General features: G+C 68.2%; 20 protein-coding genes. 9 read left to right on the forward strand and 11 right to left on the reverse strand.

Annotation, left to right across the window (positions count from 1 at the left end; genetic code table 11):
- Nucleotides 1-80: 80 nt before the first annotated feature.
- Nucleotides 81-1319, reverse strand: coding sequence for a saccharopine dehydrogenase NADP-binding domain-containing protein (locus K4B79_RS41720; protein ID WP_232032664.1), 1239 nt, complete (start codon nucleotides 1317-1319; stop codon nucleotides 81-83).
- Nucleotides 1320-1352: 33 nt separating this feature from the next.
- Between K4B79_RS41720 and K4B79_RS41725 the strand changes: the two genes are divergently transcribed.
- Nucleotides 1353-1982: a TetR/AcrR family transcriptional regulator gene (locus tag K4B79_RS41725; protein ID WP_232032665.1), complete on the forward strand. Its 630-nt coding sequence runs from the start codon at nucleotides 1353-1355 to the stop codon at nucleotides 1980-1982.
- A gap of 50 nt (nucleotides 1983-2032) precedes the next feature.
- On the opposite strand, the gene K4B79_RS41730 is transcribed toward K4B79_RS41725, so the two are convergent.
- The 3 genes from K4B79_RS41730 to K4B79_RS41740 all read right to left on the reverse strand — a co-directional run bounded on the left by K4B79_RS41730 (nucleotide 2033) and on the right by K4B79_RS41740 (nucleotide 4239).
- Complete coding sequence (locus tag K4B79_RS41730) at nucleotides 2033-3094, reverse strand: LLM class flavin-dependent oxidoreductase (RefSeq protein ID WP_232032666.1); 1062 nt, start codon at nucleotides 3092-3094, stop codon at nucleotides 2033-2035.
- Nucleotides 3094-3627, reverse strand: a complete 534-nt coding sequence (locus K4B79_RS41735; RefSeq protein ID WP_232032667.1) for an SRPBCC family protein — start codon at nucleotides 3625-3627, stop codon at nucleotides 3094-3096. Before K4B79_RS41735 ends, K4B79_RS41730 begins: the two co-directional genes overlap by 1 nt.
- A gap of 114 nt (nucleotides 3628-3741) precedes the next feature.
- Nucleotides 3742-4239 (reverse strand): winged helix-turn-helix transcriptional regulator, encoded by a 498-nt coding sequence (locus K4B79_RS41740; RefSeq protein ID WP_055705466.1) that lies wholly within the window; start codon nucleotides 4237-4239, stop codon nucleotides 3742-3744.
- A gap of 107 nt (nucleotides 4240-4346) precedes the next feature.
- On the opposite strand from K4B79_RS41740, the gene K4B79_RS41745 reads away from it, so the two are divergent.
- Nucleotides 4347-5243: an SDR family oxidoreductase gene (locus K4B79_RS41745; protein ID WP_232032668.1), complete on the forward strand. Its 897-nt coding sequence runs from the start codon at nucleotides 4347-4349 to the stop codon at nucleotides 5241-5243.
- 48 nt (nucleotides 5244-5291) lie between these two features.
- Here K4B79_RS41745 and K4B79_RS41750 read toward each other — a convergent pair whose 3' ends face one another.
- The gene (locus tag K4B79_RS41750) at nucleotides 5292-5975 is read right to left on the reverse strand and encodes a TetR/AcrR family transcriptional regulator (RefSeq protein WP_232032669.1); all 684 of its coding nucleotides are present in this window, start codon (nucleotides 5973-5975) and stop codon (nucleotides 5292-5294) included.
- A gap of 211 nt (nucleotides 5976-6186) precedes the next feature.
- Here K4B79_RS41750 and K4B79_RS48085 point away from each other — a divergent pair, with 211 nt between their 5' ends.
- From K4B79_RS48085 to K4B79_RS41765, 3 genes are read left to right on the forward strand one after another with little or no spacing between them, the layout of a single operon-like run.
- The gene (locus K4B79_RS48085; RefSeq protein WP_269464576.1) at nucleotides 6187-7161 is read left to right on the forward strand and encodes an enoyl-CoA hydratase/isomerase family protein; all 975 of its coding nucleotides are present in this window, start codon (nucleotides 6187-6189) and stop codon (nucleotides 7159-7161) included.
- A gap of 7 nt (nucleotides 7162-7168) precedes the next feature.
- Nucleotides 7169-8089 (forward strand): alpha/beta hydrolase, encoded by a 921-nt coding sequence (locus K4B79_RS41760; protein WP_232032670.1) that lies wholly within the window; start codon nucleotides 7169-7171, stop codon nucleotides 8087-8089.
- A gap of 35 nt (nucleotides 8090-8124) precedes the next feature.
- The gene (locus K4B79_RS41765; RefSeq protein ID WP_232032671.1) at nucleotides 8125-9591 is read left to right on the forward strand and encodes a class I adenylate-forming enzyme family protein; all 1467 of its coding nucleotides are present in this window, start codon (nucleotides 8125-8127) and stop codon (nucleotides 9589-9591) included.
- Nucleotides 9592-9820: 229 nt separating this feature from the next.
- Here the strand turns inward: K4B79_RS41765 and K4B79_RS41770 are convergent, their stop codons facing one another.
- Nucleotides 9821-10693: an alpha/beta fold hydrolase gene (locus tag K4B79_RS41770; protein ID WP_232032672.1), complete on the reverse strand. Its 873-nt coding sequence runs from the start codon at nucleotides 10691-10693 to the stop codon at nucleotides 9821-9823.
- Nucleotides 10694-10758: 65 nt separating this feature from the next.
- On the opposite strand from K4B79_RS41770, the gene K4B79_RS41775 reads away from it, so the two are divergent.
- The gene (locus K4B79_RS41775; RefSeq protein ID WP_232032673.1) at nucleotides 10759-11364 is read left to right on the forward strand and encodes a CGNR zinc finger domain-containing protein; all 606 of its coding nucleotides are present in this window, start codon (nucleotides 10759-10761) and stop codon (nucleotides 11362-11364) included.
- Between the two features lie 34 nt (nucleotides 11365-11398).
- On the opposite strand, the gene K4B79_RS41780 is transcribed toward K4B79_RS41775, so the two are convergent.
- Complete coding sequence (locus tag K4B79_RS41780) at nucleotides 11399-11872, reverse strand: winged helix-turn-helix transcriptional regulator (RefSeq protein WP_031143657.1); 474 nt, start codon at nucleotides 11870-11872, stop codon at nucleotides 11399-11401.
- Between the two features lie 139 nt (nucleotides 11873-12011).
- On the opposite strand from K4B79_RS41780, the gene K4B79_RS41785 reads away from it, so the two are divergent.
- Nucleotides 12012-13025, forward strand: coding sequence for an NADP-dependent oxidoreductase (locus K4B79_RS41785; protein WP_232032675.1), 1014 nt, complete (start codon nucleotides 12012-12014; stop codon nucleotides 13023-13025).
- 1662 nt (nucleotides 13026-14687) lie between these two features.
- On the opposite strand, the gene K4B79_RS41790 is transcribed toward K4B79_RS41785, so the two are convergent.
- Nucleotides 14688-15527, reverse strand: a complete 840-nt coding sequence (locus K4B79_RS41790; protein WP_067257768.1) for an alpha/beta fold hydrolase — start codon at nucleotides 15525-15527, stop codon at nucleotides 14688-14690.
- A 68-nt stretch (nucleotides 15528-15595) separates the two neighbouring features.
- Between K4B79_RS41790 and K4B79_RS41795 the strand changes: the two genes are divergently transcribed.
- Nucleotides 15596-16267, forward strand: a complete 672-nt coding sequence (locus K4B79_RS41795) for a TetR/AcrR family transcriptional regulator (RefSeq protein WP_232032676.1) — start codon at nucleotides 15596-15598, stop codon at nucleotides 16265-16267.
- Nucleotides 16268-16601: 334 nt separating this feature from the next.
- Here the strand turns inward: K4B79_RS41795 and K4B79_RS41800 are convergent, their stop codons facing one another.
- A complete protein-coding gene (locus tag K4B79_RS41800) occupies nucleotides 16602-17189 on the reverse strand; it encodes a TetR/AcrR family transcriptional regulator (protein WP_232032677.1) in 588 nt (195 codons plus the stop codon).
- Between the two features lie 167 nt (nucleotides 17190-17356).
- Between K4B79_RS41800 and K4B79_RS41805 the strand changes: the two genes are divergently transcribed.
- Nucleotides 17357-18070: an SDR family oxidoreductase gene (locus K4B79_RS41805; RefSeq protein WP_055705478.1), complete on the forward strand. Its 714-nt coding sequence runs from the start codon at nucleotides 17357-17359 to the stop codon at nucleotides 18068-18070.
- Between the two features lie 252 nt (nucleotides 18071-18322).
- On the opposite strand, the gene K4B79_RS41810 is transcribed toward K4B79_RS41805, so the two are convergent.
- Entirely contained in the window at nucleotides 18323-19156 is an 834-nt protein-coding gene (locus K4B79_RS41810) for an enoyl-CoA hydratase/isomerase family protein (RefSeq protein WP_055705479.1), read from the reverse strand.
- A gap of 118 nt (nucleotides 19157-19274) precedes the next feature.
- A complete protein-coding gene (locus K4B79_RS41815) occupies nucleotides 19275-20081 on the reverse strand; it encodes a strictosidine synthase (RefSeq protein ID WP_232032678.1) in 807 nt (268 codons plus the stop codon).
- Between the last annotated feature and the right edge of the window lie 4 nt (nucleotides 20082-20085).

Raw genomic sequence — 20085 nt, forward strand, 5'->3', positions numbered from 1 at the left:
CGCTCCCGATCGCACAACCTGTTCATCAACTCAGTCGCTGGTTCAACGCCCCGGTGCCGTGATCCATACCCACGCAGCGATCACCGACGGGCCAACGCCCCGTCGACTTCATGTACTCCCGCCTCGGCGGCACCGAGCCTGAGGGTGTCAAGCCCGAAGACCGCGACCGGACCGTGCACACCGGGCTTGAGGACGGCATCCGGCGCCGCCGCACGGACTGCGCCCCACGCCAGGAGGGAGCCCGTCATCTCGTAGGGATCGGGTCCGGCGAGGGCCGTCGCGGCCAGGGGACGACCCTGGCCGTCGCGGGCGACCGCGATCACCAGGGAACGGCCGTCGGTGTCCGGCTCACGATGTGCTCCCGGGAGCCGCCCGGACCACCGCGTCAGAGTAGCCCGCACCTTCGCCGACCTCAGCAAGGGCGCCTGGAGCATGGCGGCGATCTGCACCGGACGCGTCCACCGCCCGAGCCAGCCCATCCCCACCTCGACGCTCTCCAGCCGAGGGAAGACCTCAGGCAGGCCGAGATGCTCCGTGCCCGGGACGGTTATGGCCGGGCGTCGCACACCGGCGTAGCGGAAGGTGAGGACACGCTTGGCGGCCCGCTCGTCGACCAGTCGGGAAGAGGCTCCAGGACGTGGGGAGCGGTAGGCGAACCCGTCCTCGGCCGCCGCGGCGACCAGCGTCTGGCGCGTGCCACCCGTGGTCAGGTCCCAGGAGTCGCGCAGGGTGCTCCGGTAATGCAGCTCACTCCCGCGCCCCGAACGGGTGATGAAGTAGCCGATCTCGACATGGCATGCGCGCTCGCCCGCCTGTTCCAGGGCCAGGGCGCCGGCGAGGTTGCCGGGCACGTAGTCGTAGCCGAACGCGGGCACGAGAGTCGCTCCCCGGGCGGCCGCGACGGAGTCCAGTTCAAGGAGGACCCGGCGGGCGAAGGGGCCCTCCCCCGTGGAGTCGAAGTAGCGCGCTCCCGCCCGCGCGGCGGCCGTGACCGTGGCCATGCCCAGTTGCATGAACGGCCCGACCGTGGAGACGACCACATCGCTGGGGCCCAGAAGGCGCGTGAGGCGGGCGGAAGAGGTGACGTCCACTTCCGCCACCGGCAGTTCCGCCTCGAAGCGGTCGGCCAGGGTCAGCATCTTCGTTCGGCTTCGCCCGACCAAGGTCGGCTTCTCACCTCGTGCGAGCAGTTCCCTGAGAACCCGCCGCCCCGTGTACCCCGTCGCACCCAGCAACAGGATTCTGCGCTTTTCCACGGCTACGTCTGCCTTCCGGAGGGCACTGTCACGACGACCACTGACCGACCACGAGTCATTCACTGACTTCAGGTCATTGAATATACAATGGTCAACATGAGAGGGCCAAACCGACGACAGCTGTATGCGGAGCAGACCCGGGCGGACCTGGTGGCGGCCGCGCGCAAACTCTTCGTCGACAACGGGTTCGCGGACACGTCGGTCGAGGCCATCACCGCGGCGGCGCAAGTGAGCAAGGGCACCTTCTACCACCACTTCCCGGACAAGAAGGCGATGTTCGCCGAGCTCTACACGGAGTTGCTCCAGCCGGTCGGAGCGCTCGCCGACGCGGCGTCCGAGGCGATCCGTGCGACACCGGGCAAGCCTGCGTTGACCGCCGTGTCGAACCTCACGCACGCCTTCTTGCGGCGGACCATCGACGATGCCCTGCATCGAGAGCTCATGGCCCAGGCGCCCTCGGTGCTGGTGGAGCAGTACCGGCACATCAACGACACGGTGGCCCAACCGCCGATCGAACGGCTATTGACCGTCCTGGCCGAACGCGGTGACGTGGAACCGGACGTTCCGGTCGCCACCGTCGCCCGGCTGCTGTTGGCCGTCCTGTGCGAGGGCAACCAGATCATCGCCGCCGCGGCGGACCGGGAGGACGCCCTGGCCAGGACGTTCCACACGATCACCCTGCTGATGTCAGGCCTGGCGGCGGACGGCGTCAGCGCGCACGGTTGACGTCGACCAACGCCTGCAACAGCACTCCTCGACCGCACCCGGCCGTGCCGCTACCGTGCCGCCTCGTCCTCGATGTCACGGACCAGGTCGATGGCCCGGCCGAGAGTGGTGAGCCGAGCGTCGAGGGTCTCTCCGGCCGGATAGAAACGTACGGTGTCCACACCGGCGTCGCGCCACACACGCAGCCGTTGGCGCACCATGCCGTCGGTTCCGATCAGAGTGGTCGCCAGCACCATTTCGTCGGTGACCAGGCCGGCCGCGCCGTCCCGGTCCCCGGCCTGCCAACGTGTGCGGACTTCGGCCGCCACTTCGGCCCAACCCTGGCGGCTGTAGGCGTTGTTGTAGTAGTTCGTGGTCGCGGAACCCATGCCGCCGAGGCTGAAGGCAAGTTCCTTCTTGCGTCCGGCCACCATCGCGCTCAGCGCGTCCTCGTCGTCCGCGAAGGCGACCTCGGCGCCTTGGCAGATGTCGAGGTCGGCACGGGCGCGACCGGCAGCGGCAAGGCCCTGGTCCAGGTGGTCGAAGTACGCCTCCTTGGCGCCCTCGGGCACGAAACTGGTGCCCAGCCACCCATCGGCGATCTCACCGGTCAGGTGCAGCATCTTCGGCGAGAGAGTGGCGAGGTAGACCGGAATGTCATGCTCGGCACGCATCGACAGACGCATGGGCTTCGCCTGCCCGCCCGGCAGCGGAATCCGGAACTCCTTTCCTGAGTAGGAGACTTTGCCGCCCGCGGCGGCCTCCCGCACGATCTCGACGGTCTCCCGCATCCGCACCAGCGGCCGGGCGAAGGGCACGCCGTGCAGCCCCTCGATCACCTGCGGCCCGGAGGGGCCCAGGCCGAGAAGGAAGCGCCCCTCGGAGATCTGCGACAGTGTGATCGCGGCGCGGGCGATGGCCATCGGCGTGCGGGTGCCGAGTTGGATGATTCCGGATCCGAGGAGCATGCGCTCGGTCTTCGCCGCGAGGTAGCCCAACGGCGAGGGGGCCTCGGAGCCCCACGCCTCCGCCACCCAGCAGATGTCAAGACCGAGCTTCTCCGCCTCGGTGACATAGGCGACGATCTCCCGCCAGTCGCCCCCGGAAGCCTCGATCGTGGTGGAGGTACGCATCAGAGCCTCGCCTCGCCCGTGGGCCGGGCCCTCTCGGCCAGCTTCTTGATCTCTTCGAGGGTGATGGTCATGTTGGCCTCGAACTCCCGCATGCGCACGAAGACGATCTTCTGCTCCTTCTCCGGCATGCGATCGATGGCGAAGGAGAGGCCCGAACGGGCCGGCCCCATCTGCATCCATTCGCTCAGCAGAGTGCCACCGCCCTGCGGCTCCAACGTGAACCGCCAGATCGCCGTCGGGTTCTGCGGGTTCTCGACGGCCCAGGCAAGCAGCCTCGGCGGCTCGCACTCGACGATGTGGGAGGTGGTGGCCCACTCCCCGAGTGCCTCGTGCTTGCTCCGGCCGATGAACCGGGCTCCCAGGGCAGGGGCGGTCCTGCCGTCCAGCCATTCGACGGACTGCAGTTCGGAGCTCATACGCGGCATCAACTCGATGTCGGACACGAGCGTCCACACCTGTTCGGGCGGAGCAGCGATCCAGGTGCGGACCTCCACCGTCGGCTTGTCCGCATAGCGCGCGCCTGTCCACTCCATGTTCCTGCAGCCTCCATGCCGATCCGAGAACTCCCATGACCAGATGTGACCAGTAAAGTTGCGTAGATAGACTCACATGTCAAGGGAAAGCGCAGCCCCGGCAGAGCCGCTGAGTCAGCCGGCGAAACGCTCCCGCACATCCGGCCGTTCGGCCAGGTGTGGCGGATAGCCGGGGCCCATCCGAGGACTGGTGTTCTCCGCGGTCATCTGCTCACCGCAGGAAGAACACACCACCTCGGCGTGGGCTTCCTGTCCGCAGGCCTCGTGCCGCATGACTACCGGCGGGCCCTGTTCACCGGACAGCCAGCGGTCCCCCCACCGGTTCATCACCAGCAGCACACCGTAGAAGTCGCGCCCCTTCTCCGTGAGCACGTAGTCGTACCGAACCGGCTCCGTCTGGTACGGCCGTTTCTCCAGCAGCCCCTCGTCCACCAGCCGACGCAACCGGTCCGTCAATGTGTTGCGCGCGATCCCCAGTGACACCTGGAACGCGTCGAACCGCCGGATCCCGTAGAACGCCTCACGCAGCACCAACGGCGTCCACCAGTCCCCGAGCAGGTCCATGGTGCGCGCGATCGAACAGGGCCAGTGCGCAAAGGATGTCCGCCTCATGACCGTCAGCATAGGTTCGTCCAGTCGTAAGACCCAGCAGGTGGAGCGGTGACAATTCATCCGCGCGACATCTTGCGCTCAATAAATAACGAAGTTATGTTGCGGCCATGAAACGTGACTTGCTGGGCAGAAAACTGGTTGTCACCGGAGCGGCGCGCGGCATCGGCGAGAAGGCGGCCCGCCTGGCCATCGCCCGAGGCGCTCAGGTGGCCTTGATCGGACTGGAACCCGATCGGCTCCGTGACCTCGCCCGCGAGCTGGGCCCCGCCGCTTCCTGGCGTGAGGCCGATGTGCGCGACGGCACCGTCCTGCGGTCAGCGATCGACGAGGCCGCGGGGGTCATGGGCGGCATCGATCTGGTCGTCGCCAATGCCGGGGTCGTGGCGTACGGGACCGTGCGACAGACGGACGAGGCGTCGTTCGAGCGGGTCCTGGACATCAATCTGAACGGTGTCTTCCGAACCCTCAAGTACGTGACGCCCCATCTGGAGCGCAGCCGGGGACACGTACTGGTCGTGGCGTCCGCGCTGTCCTTCATGCCGCTGGCGGCGATGGCCTCCTACGGCGCCAGCAAGGCCGCGGCCGAGCTGCTCGCCCTGACCTACCGCCAGGAGGTGGCGCACCTCGGCGTCACGGTCGGCCTGGTGCACCCCTCCTGGATCGACACGGATCTCGTCCGGGGCGCCGAGGCGGACCTTCCCTCGTTCCAGGGCCTGCGCAACCGGCTTCCCTACCCGGGCAATGTCACCACGAGTGCCGACCGGGCGGCTGCCGCGATCGTCGACGGGCTCGTCCGCCGCCGCAGCCGCGTGTACGTCCCCCGCGCGGTCGTCGTGGCCAACTGGGCCAAGGCAGCGCTGAATTCGCCACTGGCCTGGCCATGGGCGAGGCGCTTCGCGGCCCGTGCCGTTCCGTCCCTCGAACGGGAGGTCGCGGCGCTGGGGAGGCATGACCAGCTCACCCCGGGCACCGGTACCTCTACCGCGGAGACCAAGTCGCCCTAGCCGCACATGGGTGGTCCCGCCCGGGACGGCGTCCTGCCCTACCGACTTTCACCGACCTTGAACGATCGAGTCGTAAAGGCGCGCGCCCGCCTCGTGCGAGGCTTCGGCCCGTTCCCGCTCGTCGCCCAGACCGACAGAGAAGTTCACGCCCATCGGCCGCATCACCTGCGTCACGGGGTCCTCGAACTCGCCGAAGTGCTCGGCCAGCTCGAGGGTGATGTACCCGTGGACCAGACTCCACAACTGGGCGGCTATGACTTCAGGTTTCTGCCGCTCGGCCCTGCCCGAGTCCACGAGCCGTTGACATGCCGCGGTGATATGGACGTGGGCATCCCTGAAGGCCGGCGAATGGCCGCTCAAGCGAAGGTCCGCGTCCGACAGCGGCCGGTACGTCGCACGAGTGGACAGGCCGAACATCAGGTCATACAGGTGAGGGTTCTCGTGGGCCACTCGGCGGCAGGTCAAAGCCATGGCGAAGAGATCCGCGATCGGATCATCCGTCACCGGCACCTGGGCGAACGCCCCGGCGAGCTCCCTGAAGCCGTGGTCGGCGACGGCGCGCATCAGCTCGGGGATCCCACCGAAGTGGCCGTAGACGACCATCGTCGACAGCCCGCTCGCGGACGCCACCGTACGCGCCTTGATGGCCGACGGCCCCTGTTCGGCCAGCAGGCCGACAGCGGCTCGCACCAGCCGCTCCGGTGCGTCATCGAGCTTCGGCCGCCCTGCCATGCCTCTCGCGCCTCCACCATTGACACTCTTGAAATAACTTGGTTATGTAACTCGTCACGGCAATAGTACACATCTCGAGCGACGTGCCGTTTCGGACACGGGCGCGCCTCCCCGGACGGGCTTCCACGCACTGTCCCAGATTCCTGGCGCCGGCAGCCCCTCCCTCACTCGCTTTGCACTCCCCCATGAACCCAGCACGGGAGCAGAATCCATGCCATACAAAGACAAGGGTCATCTGGAGATCGAGGACCGCGGAGCCGTCCTTGTCGTCCGGGTCGACGGCGGCCCGCACCAGTTGTTCGGCCTCGACATCGCCCGGCAGCTGGACAAGCTGGTGACCCGGGTCGACCGCGATCCGAGCGTCCGTGCCGTCGTCTTCACCGGGGCACATCCCGAGCGGTTCGTCAGCCATGCCGCGGTCCAGTGGCTGCAGGAAGAGGGCGCCGCGAGCCCTACGGTCGGCCGGCGCGGTGCCGCCGCCGTCGTACGCATGGCCAAGCACGTGGACCGGTCCCGTCTCCTCGGGCCCGTGATGCGCAGGACCCCGATGCGCGGAGCCCTCCAGCTGGAGCGCCTGCACACGACCTTCCTCCGGATGAACGCCAGCGGTGTCCTCTTCGTCGCCGCCCTCAATGGTTCGGCTCTCGGCCTCGGCGCCGAGTTCGCCTGGGCCTGCGATTTGCGGGTCATGGCCGACGGGGACTTCTTCATCGGCCAGCCCGAAATCCTCCTCGGCATCATCCCGGGCGGAGGCGGCACCCAGCGGCTGACCCGCCTGATCGGCACCCACCGGTCCCTGGCCGCGATCCTCGAAGGCAAGCCGTTCACGCCCGCGGAGGCGCTCGCCAACGGGGCGGTCGACAAGGTCGTACCCCAGGACAAGGTCGTCGCGCAGGCGGTCGAACTCGCGGAGCACTTCGGCCGACGGTCGAAGGGGTCGGTCGCGGCCGCCAAGAGGTCGGTGTACTTCGGCGGCTCGATGTCCCTGGAGGACGGACTCCACGTCGAACGCGCCGAGTTCTTCACCAGAGTCATGTCGAAGGACGGTCAGGAACTGATGCTCGACTACATGAAGACGACGGACGCCACCGGCGAGCTCCCGCTCTACGCCCCGGACACCTACGCCCAGGCGCTCGCCTCGGGCAGCGTGCCCGGGCACCGCTCGACGAAGACGACGCGGCGGTGAGCCGACGATGACCACTGCGCACCCCGTCACCCGCCACGACATCACCTTCCCCTCCGGCGACAGCACCTGTGCCGGATGGCTCTACCTCCCGACCGGCGTCACCTCCCCGCCCATCGTCATCCTCGGGCACGGCCTCGGCGCCACCCGCGAGATGCGCCTGGACGCCTTCGCCGAGCGTTTCGCCCAGGCCGGCATCGCCGCCGTGGCCTTCACCTACCGGCACTTCGGCGACAGCGGCGGCCACCCGCGCCAGCTCCTGTCGATCAAGCGTCAGCTCGCCGACTGGGACTCCGCCATCGCCTACGTCAAGGCCCGCCCTGACATCGACCGCTCCCGCATCGCGGTGTGGGGCAGCTCCTTCGGCGGAGGCCACGCCATCACCGTCGCCTCTCGGCATCCCGAACTGCGCGCGGCCGTGTCCCAGTGCCCGTTCACCGATGGCCTCGCCTCCGCGCTCGCACTCGGCCCGGTCGCCTCGCTCAGGATGACCCCCGTGCTCGCCCGGGACATGGCGGCCAGACTGCGCGGCAAGGCACCCGCGATGGTTCCCATCGCCTCCGCCCCCGGTTCGCCGGCCCTCATGAACGCTCCGGACGCCCTGCCCGGATATCAGGCGCTGCAACCGCCGGGGACGACGTTCCGCAACGAGGTGGCGGCACGGGTCATTCCGACCATCGCCACCTACCGGCCCGGGCGTGCGGCGAAGAAGGTCGCCATGCCGATCCTCTTCTGCGTCAGCAACACCGACTCCGTCACGCCTCCCGCCCAGACCCTCAGGTACGCGCGCACCGCACCCCGGGGAGAGATCAAGAGGTACGACGCCGGCCACTTCGACTTCTACACCGGCGAGACCTTCGAGGCCCTGGTCCGCGACCAGATCGAGTTCCTCACCCGGCAGCTGCGCCCCGCGCCGGCATCGACTCCTTGACCGGATCGCACAACACCGAGACAGGTACGCCCGCCATGAACTTCGCTTCACTGCCCGACCGCCGCGCCGCTCACGACCCCGATGGGGCAGCGGTCTCGGACGGGCGCCAGTCACTCACCAACACCCAGTTGCTGGACCGCGTCCGTGCCGCAGCGCTTCAGCTCCAGGACCTCGGCATCGGTCCCGGCGATGTCGTGGCCCTCAAGCTGACGAACCGCATCGAGTTCGTGCTGCTGTTGTTCGCCGCCTGGCGGATCGGCGCCACCATCACGCCGGTCAACCCGAGCATGACCGACGTCGAGGTGGACCGACAGGTCAAGGACTCCGGTGCGCGTCTGCTGGTGGTCGAAGACCGCGAGGCGCCCGTCACGGACGGTACTGCCGTACTCGCCGTCGGCGCACTGCACAAGGAAGGGGCGAGTTCGGATCACGCACCGCATGTGGACCCATCCGCGCTGGCTCTCCTCATATACACCAGCGGCACCACCGGGACGCCCAAGGGCGTGATGCTGGACCACGCCAACATCGACGCCATGACGGAGATGGGCCGCCTGTCCCTGGACATCGGGCCCGCCGACCGGTGCCTGCTGATCCTGCCGCTCTTCCACGTCAACGGCATCGTGGTCAGCATTCTCACGCCTCTTCTCGCGGGGGCGAGCGTCGTCATCGCGGGCGGCCGGTTCGACCCACACAGCTTCTTCGACCTCGTCGAGCAGGAGCGCCCCACCTTCTTCAGCGCCGTGCCGACGATCTACGGCATGCTCGCTGCACTCCCGGACGACGTGCGGCCCGACACATCGTCGCTGAGGTTCGGAGTCTGTGGCGCCGCACCTGCCTCCGCCGAGCTGCTGAACCGGTTCGAAGCCCGCTACGGGTTCCCTCTTGTCGAGGGGTACGGCCTGTCCGAAGGAACCTGCGGGTCCACCGTCAACCCCGTCGCGGGCCCTCGACGTGCCGGCACCGTGGGACTTCCCTTCCCCGGCCAGCAGATTCGGATCGTCGACGCCGAAGGTACCGAGGTGGGGCCGGGCACGGACGGTGAGGTCCTTGTGAAGGGCCCCAACGTCATGCGTGGCTACCTCGGCCGCCCCGAGGAAACGGCCAGAGTCATCGTCGACGGCTGGTTGCACACGGGCGATGTGGGTCACCTCGACGCCGAGGGCTACCTGACCCTGGTCGGGCGCTCGAAAGACATGATCATCCGTGGCGGGGAGAACATCTACCCCAAGGAGATCGAGGACGTCCTCACAGGCGACCCATCGGTGCTCGAAGCCGCCGTGATCGGCGTACCCGACGAGAAGTGGGGAGAGGTGGTCGTGGCCTACATACAGCCGCGACCAGGCCTGACCGTCGATCTGACGGCGCTGCGGGAGCTCTGTGCGCGCAACCTCACCGGCTTCAAGCGTCCGACCGAGTTCTTCGTGGTGGAGGCCATAGCGAAGAACGCGGTCGGGAAGATCGACAAGGCCTCCTTGCGCGCTGCCCACGTCGCGGTTTCCTGAGCTTCACCGCGCGCCGAGCCTGGACGCCCAGGCAGCGCATATCCGACAGCGCGGCCGTGGGGGACGCTTCGGCGGGTGTCCCGGTCTCGGCCCGGATCTGACTGCGTGGCGGCCCAACCGGAAGCAACTGGGCCGCCCCTCGGTCCGGGAGGCGGCTCGGACGACTTGCCCCGGCCGGCCAGTGAGACTGTGGACCCGCAGGGGCGCCGCTCTCGTCGTGGTGGCTGGGTCACCGACTCGCCTCGTGGGCCAGGAACGACCGCAAATGGCCCAGCAGTGCATCCGGTTGCTCTTCCGGGATGAAGTGGCCGCACTCCGGGATTTCTGCTCCGGTGACGTCGTCCGCGTAGGCGCGCCAGATCTCCAGCGTCGGCAGGCGGGAGGGCAGCCCTGCGGAACCCCAGAGCGCCAGTACCGGCATGGTGAGGCGGCGGCCCTCAGCGGCATCGATGTCGTCGAGGGCGACGTCCTGCTCCATGGCGCGGTAGTCGTCGAAACTCGCGCGCATGGCACCAGGGCGGGAGAAGGCTCGGACATATCTGTCGACCGCTTCGGGTGTCAGCCCGTGCCGGTTATAGGTCCACCGCTCGAAGAAGTACTCGAGATACCCGCGTACGTCGTGCCCCACGAGCCGCTCGGGAAGGTCGGGCTGCATCTGGAACAGCCAGTGCCAGTACCCGGAGGCGAGTGAGGCGTCCAGCCGGCGGAACATCTCCCGGGTCGGCACGATGTCGAGCACAGCCAGCCGTTCCACCTGATCGGGGCGGTCCAGCGCCCAGCGGTGCCCCACGCGGGCGCCCCGGTCGTGACCCACGACGGCGGTCGTCTCGAAGCCGAGTGCTTCGACGAGGCCCGCCATGTCGGCGGCCATCCGCCGCTTGTCGTATCCGGTCGAGGGCTTGTCGCTCAGGCCGTAGCCACGCAGGTCGGGTGCCACCACGGTGTGGTCGGCGGCAAGATCCGCCAGTACCGGCTGCCAGCAGTCGGAGGTCTGCGGCCAGCCGTGGAGCAGGACGAGCAGAGGACCGGATCCCGCTCGGAGGTAGTGCAGGCGGACCCCGTCCACCTGCGTCACGCCTGTGGTCACAGTGGGCTGTCCCATGGATGCGCCTCCCCGGCATGAACTAACCCTCTTAGAGGGTTAAAGCTAACGTGCAGAATGAAGGCGTGGCAACGGACGACACGTGGATCTGGGACGGCGGGCGGGCCTGTCTGGACTTCACCAACACCCTCCGCCACCGGTGGCGACCCACGCCGGGGGAGACGCTCCGGAACCCGGGCGATCTCACCCTCTGGCTTCAGCGGGCCGGACTGCTCACACCGGGCATCCCGGATCCCGTGGATGCCGCCGTCCTGGCATCGGGCCGACGGCTGCGCGAGGCGGTCGACCGGGCCGTAATCGCGGTCTCCGACGGCCGACTGCCCTCCTCCAGCGACGTCGTGCTGCTCAACGGATCGGCAGCACAGGCGCCCCGGCCGGCGCCGCAAATCACCATCAAAGGCGGTCACTTGGAGCCCGCCGGCACCACGACCATGGCACCTGATTCCGCGACCGCGCTGGCACTGATCGCGCAGGACGCCGTAGACCTGCTCCTGTCGACCGAGATCCGGCGCGTACGCGTGTGCAGCGCGGACATGTGCGCCCTGCGCTTCCTGGACCGCTCGCCCGCCCACAACCGCCGCTGGTGCTCGATGTCCCGCTGCGGCAACCGCACCAAAGTCCGCCTCCACCAGGCCCGAGCCAGACGGAGTGAGCGCACCCCGGCGGACTGAGCCCACCTGGACCCCTGCCGCCACCGCGCTCAGCTCACTCCGCGGGCCTCAGACGAAATGCGGGGCCGGGGACACTCTCGATGTCCTCCGCCTGCACGGCGTGGCCGCGTTCGCAGCGGATCTGGGCATCGACGTGCGCACCGCATCCGCGGTGTCGCGTCAGTACGGCCGGGCCCTCCGGGTCGGCGCGGTAGCGGTCGCCCCACTGCAGGAGCCCCATCACGGCCGGGACCAGATCCACGCCCTTGGGGGTGATCACATACTTCGGCCGACTCCGCGAACCCGGCTCCTTGTAGGTCTCGGTGGCCAGGATCCCTTCCTCGACAAGCATCCGGAGCCGGGCAGCGAGAAGGTTGCGGGGACAGCCCAGAACCCGTTCGAAGTCACTGAAGCGGGACGAGCCGTACCAGACCTCGCGCAGGATCAGGATCGTCCACTTCTCCCCCACGACCTCAAGGGTCCGGGCGATCGAGCAGTTCGACATGTCCCGGTCGAGTCGGGTGTCCATGCCGGCGTCCTGAAGAGCTTCCGTCCTCGCATCCATGGGGGTGATTCTAACCCGACCTGAGTTTACTTTTCCATACTCAACAAGTAGCGTCATGACCACACGCAGACGACCGAGAAGATCACATGGAAAGGCGGCCGACATGAAGGCGTTCGTCGTCGAAAAGTACGGCAAGGACGGCGTGCGCGCCGCCGAGGTATCCGAGCCCAGCGTCGGTGACCGCGATGTTCTGGTCAGGGTGAGCGCCGCGAGCATCAACCCGCTGGACAAGATGGTCCGCAACGGGGAGTTCAAACAGCTGTTGAAGTACAAGCCTCCGTTCGTGCTCGGTCACGACGTGGCCGGCGTCGTGACGCGGGTCGGTTCCGCCGTGCGCGGCTTCGAAGTCGGCGACGAGGTCTACGCCCGTCCGCGCGACCTGCGGATCGGAGGCTTCGCGGAGTACATCGCGATCGACATGGACGACGTCGCGCCCAAGCCGGTCTCGCTCACCCCGCAGGAGGCGGCCGCGGTCCCGCTGGTGGCCCTGGCCGCCTGGCAGGTCCTCGTGGACCAGGCCCATGTGAAGCCGGGTCAGAAAGTGCTCGTCCACGCCGGTGCCGGCGGTCTCGGATCGACGGTCATCCAGCTCGCCAAACACCTCGGTGCCACCGTGGCGACGACCGCGAGCGCTCATTCCGAGAAGCTGGTCAGAAGCCTCGGTGCCGACATCGTCGTCGACTACAAGACGGAGGACTTCTCCAAGGTGCTGTCCGGCTACGACCTGGTGCTGGACGCCGTGGGCGGGGCGAACCTGGAGAAGTCGCTGACCGTGCTGAAGCCCGGCGGCCTGGCTGTGAGCGTCGTGGGCCCGCCGGACGCCGGGTTCGCCGGGCAGCTCGGCGCTCCCTCCTTCCTGGGGCTGGTCATGAACGTGCTCAGTCGCAAGATCCGCAAGCAGGCGAAGGCCCTGGGCGTTCGCTACCAGTTCTTCTTCATGCAGGCCAATGGCTCCCAGTTGCGCGAGCTCGGCGCCCTCTACGACAGCGGGAAGCTCCGCCCGGTCATCGACAGCACCTTCCCGTTCGATCAGACGCTCGAGGCGATGGCTTACGTCGAGCAGGGTCGCACCACGGCCGGCAAGGTCGTGGTCTCGATGACGCCCGACAGCAACTGAGATCAGGCCGGTCACACGGCATCCTCCTGGCATGATCACGCGGGGCCGACGACGCGACGGCACGGGGCGAGAGGCGCTCGCCGCGTCGGGAGGAACACCATCGACGGCTCGCGTGTCCCGACGCTCATGACGGACACGGGAGTTGTCCAACGGCGTCCTCTGCTCCGGCCCCGAATCCGAGGGCTGCCGGCGGCCGCAACAGTCTGCGGAGCCCCGTGCCCCGAGTGCCTTGGATTGCATCCAGGGAAGTGGTGTACGGGTTCGATCTGATCCGGGGTTTGCTCCGGCATCGGGTCGGTGCCCGCATAGATGAACGGCCATCGGCTGATCTTCGAGGTGTCGAAGCCCGAAGGACGTCAGCACGATGACCGCACCTGCCAGTGCGCCCGCACGCCCTCGCCGAGGACTACCTCGCCGCGCCGAGTCCCGATCTGCTGCGCGCGACGGGCTGAACGTTCGCCGACACGCTCATGCCCGGGACCTGCGCACATACGTGGCATTCCTGTGGTTCACGCGACGCAGGCGGGACCGGCGTGACGCGTCCATGGACCACCGAGCGGCGTTCGAGTGGCGGCGGCGTCGTGATGAGCGTGGCCCTCGTTCGGAAAAGGAGAGTTGGGACCGGGAGGTGTCCACGGTCAACGAGTTCTACCTGTGGGCAGGACGTCGTGAGGGCCGATCCCATCCGTCAGCGCGCGGGCTTCGGTGTGGTCGCCGTGGCGGGACGGGGCTGGCGGCACGATGGTGCGGCAAGTGCCGGCCGCGGCACTACGCCGCCCTGGTCGACGTGCGCTTCCGGCCCCGCATCCCGGCGCCGGCCCGGCCTGCGACGCCGACGGAACCCTCCGGATCCGACGTACGTACGGAAGCCAACCTGAGCCGGCCACGGAAGGAGAACACCGACCTGCGCGCACTCTGGCTCTGTACGAGGAGGCCATCCGCCGGCCGGCTCTCGAAATCGGCGCACTGCACAGCGGCGGCACCGTTCTTCCACTGCCAACCGCAGCAGGCCCGCGCCGCCCGGGCCCTCCTGAATCCGACACCCCCCAGGCGCCTGGCGTGCGAAAGGACGTCGGGCGTGGCGCGCAGCCGACTACCGATGATCAAGGAATCACCTCCTGGACGGCGGACGAGATCCAGAGGCGTTGCGCTGATGACCGAGCTCGGGCAGTTCGGCGGCGGCGGTCAGGCCCTGTACGACCCCGTCTCGGCGAGCGGAGCCTCAGGGACCGGTCCGGCGACTATCCCCGCCGCCCCCGGGCCGACTCGCCCAGCGGACCGTCCCGGGGCACGCTGGAAGGAGCGGCGTCGCCCACGTCGTCAAGGCCAGCAGCGAGGGCGTCGAGTGGCTCTGCCCGGATACCACGATCGAGCGGATCGCCGCCCAGTGGCTGGACCTCAGGCGCTCCTCGTCGTGGTCACCGACGGAGCGGCCGGCGCCCACGTCTTCGACGCCCGTGCGGCACGTATCAGCCGTCCCGGCCGGAGGGTCGCGGCGGTGGACACCGTGGGAGCGGGCAGGGCAGCCGGGCGACGGCGCACCCCGCCTCGCTCACGGAGGATGCGCCTACCTCGGCCAGCCGCTCCGGCGGCCGGGGTCCGGCCTGCCGGATTCTCGCGCACGGACCAGGCGTCAGCGACTGCACCGAAGCCCTGCAGGCGTTACTCGTCGAGGAACTGAACGGCGTGCTTCAGAAACCGCTCGGGATACTGGAACTGCGCTCCATGCCCGGCATCGGGGTAGATCAGCAGTTGCGCGTTGGGGATGTTCTGGGCGAGGTGCCAGGAGTTGATCGAGGCGATCATCACGTCGTTCTCGCCGTTGAGGACCAGCGTCGGCTGGGTGATCGCGTTCAGGTGGGCGTAGGGGTTCTCGCCCGGCAGCGGTTCCGCGTAGGCCATAGTCGCTTCGAACTGCGCCTGTGCGACCGCGGGCGAGCTCGGCGGGTCCTGGTCGACCCGCTGGTGACGGCGCTCCCAGAAGGCCTTGCCCGCTTGCTTCGCGGCTTCCGAGCGGCCGAAGAACAGGAAGAGGAAGTCCTCCAGGGTGGGGACCGGGTTCAGGGCGTACTGAGGCACCTGGGGGTCACTTGTCGGGTCCCCGCCTCGGAGGCCGGTGCCGAGCAGGAGGAGCTTGCGCACCAGCTGGGGGTGGCGCAGCGTGACTTCCTGCGCCTGGAAACCGCCGAGCGAGAAGCCGAGCAGGTCGACCTGCTCCAGCCCCAGTGCCCGGATGACCGCGGCGATGTCGTCGGCCATGTCCTCGATCCGATTACGGGGCGTGCCCGATGACGAGGCGACGCCGCGGCCGTTGAACAGGATGACCTCACGGCCTTCCGCCAAGCCGTCGGTGAGCAGCGGGTCCCAGTTGTCCATCCCTCCACGGAAGTGCTGGACCAGGAAGATCGGGACGCCCGAGGGCTTGCCCCAGCGCCGGTAGGCGAACCGGTCGCCGTCAACCTCGATGTACTGAGTCGGTGCGGTCACATGCGTGTCACTCATGGCCTGAGCCTTTCTGGAGGGGGTGAGCAATACGATGACGATCGTAATCTAAAAAGTCAACCTCTTCGATGTCGATCGACATCTATGTATGCTGGACCGTCGAGCGCCGATCGACGAAGGGACGGCTGGACATGCGGGTCACCAAGGCACAGGCAGAGCAGAACCGTGCCCACATCGTCGCGACAGCCTCCAGGCTGTTCCGTGAGCGCGGCTATGACGGTGTCGGTGTGGCAGAGCTGATGGCGGCCGCCGGGTTCACCCACGGCGGGTTCTACAAGCACTTCCGCTCCAAGGCCGACCTGATGGCCGAAGCGTCCGCGAGCGGGCTCTCGCAGACCGTGGCACGGGCACAAGGTCTGGACCCTGCCGAGTTCGTCGAGCGCTACGTCTCGCGGGAGCATCGCGACGGGCGCAGCGACGGTTGCACCATCGCGGCCCTCGGCGGCGACGCCGCACGTCAGCCGGCGGACATCAGAACAGAGTTCGCAGCCGGGATCGAGAACCTGCTGACGGCCCTTCAGTCCCAAGGCGATACACCGGGAGATGCGGACCAGCGCGCGGCCCGCATGATGGTGATCGACATGCTCGCCCATTCGGTCGGCGCGATCATGTTGTCGCGGGCATGCCCGGACGGCTCTCCGCTGGCGGACGAGATCCTCGATGTCTGCCGCAAGGAGATTCTCGCGTCACTGGCACAGGTCAACAGCGACCAGCTGGCGGCAAGCAGTCCGGAGACCTGACCGCAGCCGACCGACGCAAGCCCAGCCCAATACCTTGAACAGCACGAGGCCAGCTCCCAATTACCTCAGCACTAACACCGGCAGCACCACCCCGCCGCCCTTTCGGGCGACCATTTTCAACGCGGTCCAGGCGCGGGGTGGGAGTGGGACCCGACGCCGTACAGGTGGGCAATCTCGGGAATTCCAGCAGCACGCGGTGGCGGTAGCCCTCCGGCCGGCCGCCCCAGCCGTCCAGTCGTACCGGTATGGGCAGCAACGGCCGGATGACCTGCCATTCGGGGATTCGGGCCATACCGCAACCGAGGACTGCCCGGATGGTCACCCGGGCCGCACTTCAGCGAGGCAGCAGGACCTCGACCTGCCCCCGGATGTCCTGCACGATCTCCTCCACGCTCAAGGCGATGTTCACGCTCACCGCCATGCTGAGGAACATCACGGCGGACACGATGTGTGCCAGCGTCGCGGCGTCGCCCTCGGTGACCCGCTCGTCTCGGCGCAGCACGGCGGCGACGGCCTCCTCGGTCTGCGCGACGATGGCGAGTGCCGCGCCGCGCCGGGGCTCCTCGGGGTCGCCGAAGACCATCTCTCGCAGGTAGGTGCGTCCGTTGTCGATCTGGACGCGGTTGCACTCGACGATCGGCCGGACGATCGCCAGCACCGCGTCCAGCACGCCTGGGACGGTCTCGGCGTCCGCCCGGCCCCGCTCAAGTGCTTCGACGTACTTGGCGTTCTGGACAAGGAGGAGGAGTTCGCCCTTGGTCTTGGCATAAAGGAACAGGGTCCCGGTGCCGATGTCGGCCTTGTCCGCGATCTGCTGGGTCGTGACCTCATCGACGCCGTGCTCGGCGAACAGATCACTGGCGGCAGCGACAATGCGGTCGAGTTTCTCCTGCTTGTTCCGCTCGCGCCGGCCGAGAGGCATGGCGGTGTCCTCCAGGAATAGATTCTGACTGTAATCAGTTATGATTGTACTCAATGTCATGTGGGCTCGAATGTGGCTCCGCTCATTCTCCCATCGCTGTGCGATGTGTCCTTGCCCCATCCGTGCGCAGCCACGTACTTCACATCCCCCGCGGAAAGAAGGAACCCATGCCCTCCCTCGATGGAGCAGTCGTCCTCGTCACCGGCGCCAATGGCGGTATCGGCACCCACTTCGTCCACGACGCCCTGGCGCGCGGCGCCGTCAAGGTCTACGCCACCGCCCGCTCCCCCCGCGCCTGGGACGACGACCGCATCGTCCCCCTGACCCTTGACGTGACCGACCGCACGTCGATCGACGCGGCCGTGGCCGCCGCAGCGGATGTCACCGTGCTCGTCAACAACGCTGGCGCCACCCCGCCGAGCGCGAGCCTGCTGGACGTCACCGAGGCAGACATCCGGGCGAACATGGAGACGAACTTCTTCGGACCGGTCTTCCTCGCCCGCGCCTTCGCACCGATCCTCGCCGCCAACAAGGGGTCAGTCCTCATCGACGTGCACTCCGTTGCCAGCTGGTATGCCTTCGGCGGCGCCTACAGCGCCTCCAAGGCCGCACTGTGGTCGGCCACCAACTCGTTGCGCATCGAGTTCGCACCCATGGGCGTCCACGTGACGGGGGTGCACATGGGCTACGTCGACACCGATATGGCCGCGCACGCCGACGGCCCCAAGATGCTGCCGACACAGCTGGTGACGACGGTCTACGACGCCGTCGAGGCCGGAGAATACGAGGTCCTGGCCGACGACTTGACCAAGGGGGTCAAGGCGGCTCTGAGCGGCCCGGTCGAGGCGCTTTACCCGGACCTGCACAGCACGGAAGCCTGAGCTTGTTGTTCGGTCCCGACGCGATCTCTTCACGTCGGGGACCCAGTGATCCCTGGCGTGCGAACGGTCGGCCGACCGGTGTCCAGAAGCGGTGCACCGTCGCGGCCGTCGAGCGGTGGAGGACATCGGCGGTCGATCCGGCAGCAGCCCGATCCGACCATCGTGCCGAAGACGTCGGAAATCAGGTGGGCCCCGCGGCAAATGAGGACGGACGCAGCATCCGCTGCATCCGTGCTCACTTTCTGATGGGTGTCAGCTTTGCTGGTTGGCGATGCCGATGTAGTGCCCGAGACGGTACTCGAAGTCGATGCCGGCCTGTTCGACGACGGCCTGCGTGCCTGCGGCCCGGGTGAGGAAACCGGGAAGGGTGAGGGAGTGGGCGAACTCGCCGTACGCGGCGACCAGGTCCCCGTCCGGGGGCAGGGTTGCCCGGTTGATCTGGGCTTTGGCCGAGGCGAGTGAGGCGCGGTCGAAGGAGGCGAGTCGGGCGGCGACGGTGCCGACGAAGGCGTCGAGTTCGCTGTCGGGGAGGGCGCGGGTGATCCAGCCCCAGCGTTCGGCGGTGTCGGCGTCGTAGTCGTCGCTGGTGAGGATGGCTTCCAGGGCGCGGTCGCGTCCGATGGCCCGGGGCAGGCGTTCGCTGCCACCACCGCCGGGCAGCAGTCCGCTGCCGACCTCGGGCTGTCCGAAGATCGCCTTCTCACGACTGGCGTAGCGCAGATCGAGGGCGAGGGCGAGCTCGTTCCCGCCGCCGCGGGTGCGTCCACGGATGACCGCGATCGTGATGTACGGCGCTTTGGAGAGTTCCAGGACCAGATTCGTCCATGCCGGCACCGCGTCCGGGTCCTCGGGGGCGGGGAAGTCGGCGGCGGCGGCCAGGTCGAAGTGGTTGTAGAAGAAGTCGGGGGTGGCGCTGTCGAACAGCACGACCTGGATGTCCGGGTCGGTGGCCAGTTCGGTGACGATCTCGATGAGGCGCAGGACCGTCTCGCCGACGATGAGGTTGACGGGCGGATTGGCGAAGGTGATCTTCGCGATCTGCGGTGAGGTGCGCTCGTAGTGGATGGTGCTCTGCTGCTCGCTCATGGCTGCTCCGGATGCGTGGTGGGTATCAGACGGCGATTGGGGTGCGAGGAGGGCAAGGAAGCCGGGGCGGATGGATGTGCCGAGCAGATCCGGCGGAACCGCTTCCCGTCTGCGCTGCTCACTCCTGGTAGTGCGGGAGGATCTCGCCGTTCCTGACGTAGGTGAGGGCGGCGGCGACGTCGTAGGCGTGGATCGCGGAGACCTGCGGTGCCAGCCGGTTGGACAGGTCCTCGATCACGTGGCCGGTGAAGAAGGCGTCCCGTGCTGCGGTGTCGGTGAACCCGAGGCTGACGGAGGCGTGGAAGTGCTGGTCGTGGGGGTTGTCGTGGGCGACGTCCGGGGTGTCCCAGAGCTTTTCGATCCAGGGCAGGAACGTCTGCGTGCGCAGTTCCTTCAGCACTCCGGTTTCGGCGAGCGCGGGTGCGAGCTGCTCGTTGACGAACTTCCGGAAGGCGCCGGCGCCGACCCCGTGTCTGCGGCGAAGGTAGATCAGCGCGCGGGCACCGACCGTCTCTCCGGGGCCTGCGACGTCGTACCAGCGGGATGAGTTCGGCGGGCCGGCGTAGAGCAGGGTGCGGCGGAACACGTTGATCTCGTCGGCGTAGGCCAGCTTCGTCTGCTCGCGCCCTTTCAGGGGTGCAAGCACCGATTGGAAGGTGACTTCCGCGACGCCGTCGATCTTCCGGTCGGCGGGGATCGCGGTCTGGACCCCGTCGATGGCCGGCCACAGGCCCTTGTTGTGCTCGGCGAGGTGGATCTGCCGGTACTCCTCCAGGCCCGGGGTGGCGGAGATGATCCCTGAGTGCGGGCCCTTCCAGTGGTCCATGCCGGTCTGGCGGGGCTGGTCGGTGCGCACCCACAGCAGGATCGAGGAGGTGAGAGGCTTCTTCACTTCCGGGGGCGCGGCGACCGGTGACGTGCTCATGATG

Source organism: Streptomyces lincolnensis (genome assembly GCF_021173675.1).
In the GTDB taxonomy this organism is placed as follows: domain Bacteria; phylum Actinomycetota; class Actinomycetes; order Streptomycetales; family Streptomycetaceae; genus Streptomyces; species Streptomyces lincolnensis_B.